The organism is Ferruginibacter sp. (genome assembly GCF_014377975.1).
Lineage (GTDB): Bacteria > Bacteroidota > Bacteroidia > Chitinophagales > Chitinophagaceae > Ferruginibacter.
Genome location: NZ_JACMOO010000010.1, coordinates 18,530 through 29,273, shown reverse-complemented (window position 1 = coordinate 29,273; position 10,744 = coordinate 18,530). Strand labels below are relative to the sequence as shown.

Here is a 10,744-nt window from a genome sequence, read left to right as displayed (position 1 = left end):
TGGTTGCAGTTGGATAATTGGGATGTTCCACATTTTCGCCCCTTTCCAGCATCAGCACTTTTAACCCCTTTTCACATAGCTCTTTGGCGGCCCATCCGCCGCTAATTCCAGAGCCTACAATGATTACATCATAGGTATTTTGTGTAGTAGCTTTATTATTAATCTGTGTGGATTGCTGAGGCATATTTTTTATTTATGTGAATGGTAAATTTACAACCCGGTAACTAATAAAAAATGACAAGGGGATGGTAATTTTTTTGTCGAAAATATATTTTTATGATACAGGTATTTTAAAAGTAGAAATACTTAAAGGTTGAATATATATTTACAGACCTGCATCACAACCAATGGGTGAACCCGGAGGCGCCGGTTCATGCAGGGTTGGTTTTGATTTTTCAGGGGTCTTTATTCTTTCAAGCGCCAATAGCAGATAGCCTTTACTGTTAGTATCTGTTGTTGTTTTTAATTGTGCAGTTGCATACTTTTTTATTTCATCAATTGCAGTAAGTAGTTGTGCTTTGGTGGCAAAAGAAGCGTCTTCATTGATAGATGTTGCCAGCAGGTAAGTTAGCAGCAACTGCCCGTTCTGTTGTTGTATCATTCCTGGCAAACCCGTTAAACGGGGGGCTTTCCAGGTTTTTGCAGTTAACACTGCAATCATATCATCAATACCCAGCCCGTTATTTTCTGCCTGGTACTGCACCATCCTGTTTAAGCGGCTGGCATTAAATAAAAATGATAAAGGTAAATCAGCAGCAGCTTCGGCGGCAGCCAGCGGATCAAAAGCAAGACCGGTACGCCGCTTAAATAATTCCCTGTTATAATCATACCCTGCCGGGCGGGGAGGTATTAGTTTGATAATCTTTTCGGGTAATGCAAGTACCAGGGGGTCCATACATTCTACCACAGCATTTAACGCAGTTAATTGTTGCTGCCTGGTAACTGGCTGCGTTACTATTTGTCCGTCTCCCCGCAGGGCATAAGAATAATACATGCCACCTACTTCTTTAATAACCGCCTCTACCTGGTAACGGTGAAAAAGATATACCGGTACCAGCACATCTTCCAGCATGGCCATGGGTGTACCTTTCCGGATATTGTTTTCGCCAAATTGTGACAATGCTTTGGCACGTACTTTCAGTACATTTTTTAGTTCACTTACCGGATCTTTTCCATTATCCCATAAATGTGCATTGGGGTGCAACCCGCCCGGATCACGGGCATCCCTGTCGGAAATAAAAGTTAGGCCATTGCCTGCTGCATCACTTAATATTTTATTTAAAGCCGCGGCTTCATTTGTTTGCTTTGAAAATTGCTGGTAACCATATTGAATACTTACTTTATCCCAGTCACCAATTTGGTTGGTGTAAGCATCGCTTAAATCAATTTCATTATTGCTGTTTAAACTTACCATTGGTGGTGGATAGTCCATGACACTTGCCCGGTTTTGTGCACTGGAAATATAGTTATGCATTAGCCCCAAAGTATGACCCACTTCATGCGCTGCCAATTGCTTTAAGCGTTGCAAAGCCATTGTAAGCATCTTATTATCTGCAGGCAATCCGTCTTTTTCAAACGGTGCCAGCAAGCCCTGCGCTATCAGATAATCCTGCCTTACCCGCAGCGAGCCCAGTGTTACATTGCCTTTTATTATTTCGCCTGTGCGTGGATCCACCACAGCATTACCAAAACTCCAGCCCCTGGTGGAACGGTGTACCCAGTTAATCATATTATACCGCAGGTCCATCGGATCTGCACTATCCGGTAAAATTTTTACCTGGAAACCATTGATAAAACCAGCACTTTCAAAAGCCTGGTTCCACCAACCTGCCCCCTCCAGCAAAGCACTTCGAATGGGTTCGGGTGTTCCGTTATCTAGATAATAAATAATGGGTTTTATGGCTTCGCTTTTTACTGCGGAGGGATCCTTTTTTTGCAAACGGTGGCGAATGATATAATTTTTCTGAATCGGTTCTGTTATGGGTGTGCTGTAATCAAAATAAGAGTTTGTAATAAAAGGCGAACGGGCATCATACAGCCTTGTTTCAAAATTGTTGTCGGGCAATTGTATAAAAGAGTGATGCATGCGCAAGGTAATAGCTTCTGCTTTCGGCGTTACCGGGCTTATAAAATTACCTGGCTTTCCATCCTTATTTACAAAGGTAACCGTGGTTTCAAACTCTGTATTTAAAGGGAAATTTTTGGTACGTGGATAATACAATGCACTACGGGAAACATCCAAAAAGTAACTTCCCTGTTGGGCATTTTGTAACCGGTTAGCAACCTGCATTGCATCCCTTAATAAAAAATCAGTTGCATCCACCAATACGCTGCCATCACTTTCGGCCGCTATGGTAAAACCCCAAATGGTGGATTGTGCGAAGGATTGTTCAACGGCCCTTTTTTCTGCTGCATCGCCAGTAACTGCCCTGTAAGCGTAGTTGGGTTCAATCAGTAAAATTTTATTACCTGCCCTGCTGAATTTTACAATGTAAGTAGTGCCCATTATTCCCCTGTCGAGCCCTATGTCATTGGAGCCAAGCCCAGCCGGCAACGATGTCTGGTATAATATTTCTTCCTCCAGTTTATTTATCTGTAACCATACTTTCCCTGTACTTTTATCTAGGTAAAAAGTAAAAAAGCCTTCATAGGGCTTCATATTTTTTGTTTTTTCTTTTATTGAATTGGTTTGTGCCATTGAGCAAAAAGGAACGAAAAGCAATAGGAAAATAAAACGTTGCATGATAATTATTTTATTGATACACAAAATACAAAGGATTGGCTAAATACTGACAAGGAAGGAATTTTAAATTTATCCGGCCAGATACATAGATTTTTTTGTTGTATGGTTCCCTTTTATAAGAGGCCATTATAAAAAACGAATCATCAAACTACAAACAATAAGGGCCACTTTATTGTGAGAATCCTATTCGACAGTTTCTATAAAATAAAAAAAACCTCTATAAAATGGAAAGAAGTTGAAATGTGATCATTACAAGTGTTTGACAATAAGTACCTTATTTTTTGGCACCGAAATAGTACTTAGTAATTAAACGGACAATTAAAAGAATTTTTACGTACCCCACAAACCCCCAAAATATGAAAACGATTTTTACAACTGTCCTTGGTTTAGTTGCCCTTGCGTTGGTAAATACAAATATTAAGGCACAATGTGTAAGCCCGGGTTTGGTATTTGCCAACCCCACGCTTGTTTCCGGCACAGCACTTTCAGAAGGTGCAATTTATAAATTCCCCAACGTTACAGCAGGAATTGATTGTTACATCGCCTTGGTAAAACTGAATGGCGGTGCAACGCTGGTAAGTATGGAAACACCCGGACAAGGTTATGCGGATGCTTGGCAACCCATCATTAATGGCCCAGGCACGCCATCAGGTAATAAATCCTGGATTGACTGGGATATAACTTTTAAAACAAATGCAGGCGTTAGTTATGCTTTTCCCTGCCTTGACCTGTCAGCCATTGATGTTGATGGAGATAACCAAACCATTGGAGAGTTTGTACAATCAGCAGGACAGGCGGGTTATAGCCTGCCTTCTCCCACTTTATTAACCATCACAAATATGGGCAGCGGCAGAATTGAAGCCCAGGCATCCGTTGTCAACCGTCCGGGTATTGATACGATGTCTATGGATTCAAGAATTGGGTTCCTTTATACTAACAAAAATAGTATACAGTTAAGTTTAGGATCAAAAGTAATAAACAATCCAGGGGGCGCCACGCAAAGATTAAACTGTATGTATTTTAAAAAAATGATGCTTTCCAACTACTCGGTTTTACCAGTAAAATATATATCATTTAAAGTAACCGCCATGGAGAAAGAAGTAAACCTTAACTGGATTGCAGACAATGAAGTAAACTACAGCTATTTTGATGTGGAACGTTCTTTTGATGGCAACAAATTCAGTTCAACCGGGATAATTATAAAGGGATTTAGCAATGGAATTAATAATAGTTACCAGGTAAGTGATAAGGATGCCGCTTTAGCTGGAAAAACCGTTGCATATTACCGTTTAAAAGAGGTGGATATAAGTGGCCCAATCACCTATAGCAAAGTAGAAATGGCAACGTTTCATGCCAATAAGGGCATAACAATAAAGGCATCTCCCAATCCGTTTACAGAAAATTTAGCCATACATGTTACAGCTTTACAAAGCGGCAATGGTATAATTAAAATGAAGGACGTAACCGGCCAGTGTGTGGTAACAAAAAATGTAATCATCAGCAAAGGCCAAAATACTTTTCAGCTCAGTGGCATGAGTGGTTTACCAAAAGGTTTATACATAGCGCAGGTATCAGTTAACGGAGTGATAGCAGATAATGAGAAAATAATGAAATAATAAATACCTCTTACAATCAATTATTTAAAACTATCATTTGTTATAAAAACAAAATGATAGTTTTTGTTCCTATCTTTTTTTTAAGATACCATTTTAACATTAATAACGGCTGCTGTTTTTATACAAAGTATAAATATTTTATGGCAAAGCGCCGATACATACCTTGCCAATTTTTTACAAACTGCAACATTGGGTCGTTCCTGCAATATTTAATTTATACTTTTCGGTTTAGGCGAATTAAATTGTAGTAAAGGATTAAGATTTTTACTTTTTTGCAGGTAGCCCTGATCTTTTTTTTATCAGGATACAAAAGAAAGCAGTATCCGGAAAAACTAAGAAATGTTTTTCGGATAAAATTAATTATTCTCTCCCGTTAACACAACCGTTCAAATTTTTAATCGTTTCTTATATTTCATTACAAGGCCGGACTGATTTTTTAGCAACAATACTTATCTTGCACCCAATTTTAAAACTCCAAAACCTTGTTGTATTGAAACACCTGTTACTGCTTCCGCTTTGCTTTCTTACTATTTTTGTTTTTGCTCAAAAAAAAAACAGTGGCTACCAATTGCATATTCATAAAACATCTTTGCCCATAAAGATAGATGGTGAACTGAATGAACAGGCCTGGAAAGATGCCGCGGTAGCAGATAATTTTTTTATGGTGCTACCGATGGATACCAGCCACGCTAAAGTTAAAACATCGGTGCGCATGACTTATGATGCACAAAATATTTACATCATTGCAGTGTGCTATCTTACCAAACAAGCACCTTACATGGTAGAATCTTTGAGAAGGGATTTTAGTTTTGGCAAAAATGATAATTTCATATTTTTTATAGATCCCTTTGATGATCGTACCAATGGATTTACTTTTGGTGCCAATGCTGCCGGTGCCCAGTGGGATGGCAGTTTATACAGCGGTGGCAGTGCTGATCTTAGCTGGGATAATAAATGGGTTTCCGTTGTAAAAAATTATCCTGATAAATGGATTTTTGAAGCAGCCATTCCTTTTAAAACAATCCGCTATAAAAAGGGCATTACCCAATGGGGTATTAACTTTAGCAGGTTAGATATTAAGGAAGCTGAAAAATCAAGCTGGACACCCATTCCAAGACAATTTCCCACAGCTTCATTGGCCTATACCGGCACACTTATCTGGGATGAAGCGCCGCCTGAAGCGGGTGCAAACATCTCTGTAATTCCGTACGTTTTAGGCGGACTTACTAAAGATTATGATGCTAAAAAACCTACCACCTACAGAAAAGATATTGGTGCTGATGCTAAAATCGCTCTTTCGTCTTCCCTTAATTTAGACCTTACTGTAAACCCCGATTTTTCGCAGGTAGAAGTAGATAAACAGGTTACCAACCTTGACCGGTACGAATTATTTTTTCCGGAAAAAAGACAATTTTTTTTAGAAAATGCAGACTTGTTTGCCAATTTTGGTTATACCAATATACGTCCATTTTTTTCACGGCGTATTGGTTTGGGCGTACCCATTAGTTATGGTGCCAGGCTTAGCGGCAGTATTGATAAAAACTGGCGCATCGGCGTAATGGATATGAAAACAAAAAGCCAGGATGAAACCGGATTACCGGCACAAAACTTTACGGTACTGGCCTTACAACGGCGTTTGTTTGCCAGGTCCAACATACGGTTTATGTTTGTAAATAAACAGTCGGTAAATTACCAGCCGGGTAAAGACAGTACCAAACCTGTATATTCTTTATACAACCGCAACCTGGGCATTGAATATAACCTTGCATCCGTCAATAATGCCTTTACTGGAAAAGCGATGATGTTAAAGTCTTTTAGTCCAGGCAAATCAACCGGCGATTTTGTGCATGCGGCCAACCTGCTGTACACTGGTAAAAAATGGATGCTTGCCTGGCAGCATGAAATTGTTGGCAAAAGTTATAATGCAGAAGTAGGCTATGTGCCACGGAACAATTACATCAAAATTAATCCGCAGATTGGCTATAACTTTTTTCCAAATAGAAAAGGAAAGGTATTAAGCCATGGCCCTTTATTAAGCTCTACCTACTTTTTCAATACTAAATTTCACCAGACAGATAATGAAACCTACCTGGACTATAAAATAAGTTTACGCAACCAGAGCGTATTTGATGCCTGGGTGGCCCATGACTATGTTGAGCTGCTAAAACCATTTGACCCAACCAATTCTGGAAAAGACTCACTGCAAACCGGCAGCAAACACAGCTGGGATGCATGGGGAACTTCCTATACATCCAAGCCGCAAAAGTTATTTACCTATGCATTTTCTACCAGGTATGGCGGGTATTATGCCAATGGTACCAGGCTCAATCTTACAACGGATCTGGGATACCGCTTTCAGCCTTTTGTAAACATTACTTTAAGTGCCAGTTACAATCGCATTGCCTTACCCAAGCCTTGGGGAGTTACTAATTTTTGGCTAATTGGCCCACGCATTGATGTTACCCTTACCAACACATTTTTCTTTACGGCTTTTGTACAATACAATAACCAGCAAAAAAATGTGAATGTAAATACAAGGCTGCAATGGCGCTATAAACCTGCCAGCGACTTTTATATTGTTTACACAGACAATTATTATACAGCGCCTCTTTTTATCCGCAACCGTGCGCTGGTGCTAAAGTTTACTTACTGGTGGAGTATGTAATTCAAAAATATGAAATATGAATTGTGAGTTATGAATTATAAATTATGTAAATCCCTGAATAGAGTTAACTGCTTCAGCTATAGCTTTATAGTTTACTAATTATTAATTGTTAATTATTAATTAATTCCGCCTTAGTTTTATTATATGAAAAGAATAACCCTCCTTTTTATTTTTACACTTGCATTTGCCTGTTCTTTTGCTGTTAAAAAAGATGCCGATTTACTTGTTTATCATTGTACCATTTATACGGTGGATGCGGCATTCACGACTGCTGAAGCGATGGTGATCAGTGAGGGTAAGATAATTGCAACTGGCAAAAAAAATGATCTTGAAAAAGAATATAATTGTAAAGAGAAATTAGATGCGCAGGGTAAATTTATTTATCCCGGTTTTATAGATGCCCATGCCCACTTTGTTGGCTATGGCATCAGTCTGCAACAGGTAGTGTTAACCGGTACCAGCAGCTGGAAGGAGGTTATTGAAAAGGTAAAAACTTTTGCCACAGAAAATAAAGAAGGCTGGTTAACCGGCCGCGGCTGGGACCAGAACGACTGGCCTGTAAAAGAATTTCCCACCAACGAACAATTAACTGCATTGTTCCCAGACAGACCGGTTTTATTGGAACGGGTGGACGGGCACGCATCCATTGCCAATAAAAAAGCGCTGGAACTTGCCGGAATAAAAGCCGGTGACGCTGTTAATGGTGGTGAAATAGAAACGAAAAATTTTACAACCGGTGGCGTTGTCACTCAACAGCTCACGGGTATTTTAATTGATAACGCGGTTAAACTGGTAGCATCAAAAATACCTGCCGCTACTGCAACGCAATTTAAAAAAGCATTACAGGCAGCACAAAAAAACTGCTTTGCCGTTGGTTTAACAACCATTGACGATTGTGGCCTGGATTATGAAGTGGCGGAGCAAATAGAAAAATTACAGCAGACTGGCATTTTAAAAATGCGGCTGTATGTTATGCTGAGTGATGCAAAAAAGAATTATGACTGGCTCGAAAAAAATGGCATCCGGAAAACAGACCATCTCAATATCCGCAGTATTAAAATGTATGGTGATGGCGCACTTGGTTCAAGAGGTGCCTGCCTGCTGCAACCCTACAGCGATAAGCCCGATCACTATGGATTTTTATTAAGCAGCCCCGAACATTTTGATTCAGTAGCAAACTGGGTTATACAAAAAGGTTTTCAATTATGTACCCATGCTATTGGAGACAGCGGTAACAGAACCTTGCTCAAAATTTATGCAAAATATTTAAAAGGTCCCAATGATTTAAGATGGCGCATAGAACATGCACAGGTAATTAATCCGGATGATTTTAATTTGTTTGGTGCTAACAATATCATCCCTTCCGTACAGCCTACACATGCCACAAGTGATATGTATTGGGCAGATAAAAGACTGGGTAAAAAAAGAGAAAAAGGGGCTTATGCCTACAAACAATTGTTACAGCAAAACGGTTGGATTCCTCTTGGAACAGACTTTCCGGTGGAAGACATTTCTACCTTTAAAACTTTTTATGCAGCCGTAGTTAGAAAAGATGCCAAAGGCTGGCCTGCTGCCGGGTTTCAAATGGAGAATGCTTTATCAAGAGAAGAAACATTGCGGGGGATGACCATCTGGGCTGCCAAAGCCAACTTTGAAGAAAATGAAAAAGGCAGCATTGAAAAAGGAAAGCTGGCAGATTTTGTTATACTGGATGCGGATATTATGAAAGTAGTTGCACAAAAATTATTAAACGTAAAAGTACTGGCAACTTTTTTAGGTGGTGAAAAAGTGTACAGCACACCCTGACGTTGTTACCTTACTTTTTACAATACCCTGTTTTGGATGATGTGAATAAATGCATTACATTTTGTAATTAACTGGATTGAGGCACCCACACAATACAAAAAACGAACCTGATCACCGTTAATATTCAATCAGTTTAGTAAAGCGTAAGGTGCATGTAAATACGTAAATACAAACGTTTCCTGTAATTGTCCGGCAACATCCGTCATCAAAATAATAAATGGAAACAATAAAAATCTCAACGAAATCTAAACCACCCTATTTATTAGGTCTATTATGTCTAATACCTTTTGTTGGTCCGTTTGTTGGTGTAGGACTTTTGTTATACGGACTACTAAAGTATAAAGACAAATGGCTTTCTATAATTGGTGCAGCAGGTATTTTATGGACAATTATTGTTTACTCAACTCTTTTCTATGCAGGGACACATGCTTCAGTTTTCAAAAAAGGTTTTGAAGGCATTTCCCAAATGCAATTAAACAGTCTTGTAAAAAATGTTGAGTTTTATAAAATGCAACATGGACAATATCCTGAAAGTTTAAAGCAACTTTTAGATGATGATAAATTAGCACCGATTAATGACGTAGCTCAAGGTATGAATAGAAAAGAAAATTCATATTACAATTATGAAAAATCGGTGAAAAGTATTCACTTTTTTCATCAGGACAAGACGGATTGGCAAATACTAAAAACGATTTATTTCCGCAAGTGACAATTACGGACAGTAGCAAAATTGGTTTAATAAAGCGTCGTTGACAAAATACAACTACTCTTCCCGAGCCTTGTGTGTTTCCCCCCATCATTACACTTTGCCCCCGTGGTCGGTGACTTCACCGAACACAGCCATCATTACACTTTACCAAAGACAGCGTGGATAAAATTTACCGGAATAAAATATCTTGTAAATTTTAATGAATTACTCTTGACCAGAAGTCGTGTTCGGTGAAGACACCGACACGGAAGCAAATTTACCGTAGTATCCCCTACGGAATAACAAGTATTGAAATCTTACAGCCACTCTTTCATTATAGCACCCGGCGCTCAACTCATTAACCGCTTCGCTGCACACACACAAAAGTATTTGTAAAAAATGAGCTCGCAGTCGTTTCTATAGCTTCAGCAAAACAGCAGCTTCAGTCCCGGCAGATATTTATAAATTTAGCTTTGGGATATAATTTTTACATTTATTTTTCAATGTAACTTTTGTATCAGCCTACGCTTTTCAACACCTGTTCTTCGTAGATACCTGTCCGTTGTATTCCACGTACAGTTAACCTTACTGCTTTCACACTTTAAGATGAAATCAATCCTATTATTTATTTTACTCCTAGCATCATCTATATTTTTTTCCGGATGTAAAGATTCTGAAAATTCTTCCTACGCAAAAAGAATGTCGCTGGAAGTTTCGGATATTATAAAATCAAAATCCCTTTTTTCTGATTCTTTGAACTGGAATTAAATAACTGACCACTATTAATTTATCCGACGGAACATTTTTAAATTTAGCGACATCGAATGTAGCCGACAGGTCACATAAAGTATATTTAAACAAAATTATCCCTGACGTGATTGTAAATACACAAACTAATTCTAAGGTGGATGAAACACTGGATGCTGCAAAGAAATGGCTTTTAGAAGCTGACAATAAATAACGGCATACATATTTGCGTGAATGCAAGCATGGCTTACCTGTGAACAATGAGCAATGAAATATATTTATCTAAATTTCTGGCTGCAAAAACTCCGTTGTAAGAAAGTAATTAACATGAACTTTTAACTATAAATTTGATAATGGTTCCGGCATCCGGAATTTTTAACTGAATGCCTGCGTAAATGCGTAGCCGATATTTGTAAGCCAGGATATCCTGCAAACTTTATAAATAAAACATCATCAATAACTTTTTATAAAATAAAGAA

General features: G+C 38.6%; 6 protein-coding genes. 4 read left to right on the top strand and 2 right to left on the bottom strand.

The window, feature by feature from the left end; genetic code table 11:
* Nucleotides 1-184: FAD-dependent oxidoreductase (locus H7254_RS00880; RefSeq protein ID WP_301931177.1), on the bottom strand; the 184-nt coding region annotated here is incomplete at its 3' end.
* A 141-nt stretch (nucleotides 185-325) separates the two neighbouring features.
* Nucleotides 326-2,743, bottom strand: coding sequence for a zinc-dependent metalloprotease (locus H7254_RS00875; protein ID WP_301931176.1), 2,418 nt, complete (start codon nucleotides 2,741-2,743; stop codon nucleotides 326-328).
* A gap of 356 nt (nucleotides 2,744-3,099) precedes the next feature.
* Here H7254_RS00875 and H7254_RS00870 point away from each other — a divergent pair, with 356 nt between their 5' ends.
* The 4 genes from H7254_RS00870 (at nucleotide 3,100) to H7254_RS00855 (ending at nucleotide 9,539) form a co-directional block, all read left to right on the top strand.
* A complete protein-coding gene (locus tag H7254_RS00870) occupies nucleotides 3,100-4,359 on the top strand; it encodes a T9SS type A sorting domain-containing protein (protein ID WP_301931175.1) in 1,260 nt (419 codons plus the stop codon).
* Between the two features lie 490 nt (nucleotides 4,360-4,849).
* Complete coding sequence (locus H7254_RS00865) at nucleotides 4,850-7,024, top strand: DUF5916 domain-containing protein (RefSeq protein ID WP_301931174.1); 2,175 nt, start codon at nucleotides 4,850-4,852, stop codon at nucleotides 7,022-7,024.
* Between the two features lie 144 nt (nucleotides 7,025-7,168).
* A complete protein-coding gene (locus tag H7254_RS00860) occupies nucleotides 7,169-8,830 on the top strand; it encodes an amidohydrolase (protein ID WP_301931172.1) in 1,662 nt (553 codons plus the stop codon).
* Nucleotides 8,831-9,047: 217 nt separating this feature from the next.
* Nucleotides 9,048-9,539, top strand: coding sequence for a hypothetical protein (locus tag H7254_RS00855; protein ID WP_301931170.1), 492 nt, complete (start codon nucleotides 9,048-9,050; stop codon nucleotides 9,537-9,539).
* Nucleotides 9,540-10,744: the final 1,205 nt, after the last annotated feature.

Excerpts from the sequence above, each read along its gene's own strand:
- H7254_RS00875 (WP_301931176.1), bottom strand. The coding sequence starts at position 2,743 with ATGCAACGTTTTATTTTCCTATTGCTTTTCGTTCCTTTTTGCTCAATG.
- H7254_RS00860 (WP_301931172.1), top strand. The coding sequence starts at position 7,169 with ATGAAAAGAATAACCCTCCTTTTTATTTTTACACTTGCATTTGCCTGT.
- H7254_RS00870 (WP_301931175.1), top strand. The coding sequence starts at position 3,100 with ATGAAAACGATTTTTACAACTGTCCTTGGTTTAGTTGCCCTTGCGTTG.
- H7254_RS00855 (WP_301931170.1), top strand. The coding sequence starts at position 9,048 with ATGGAAACAATAAAAATCTCAACGAAATCTAAACCACCCTATTTATTA.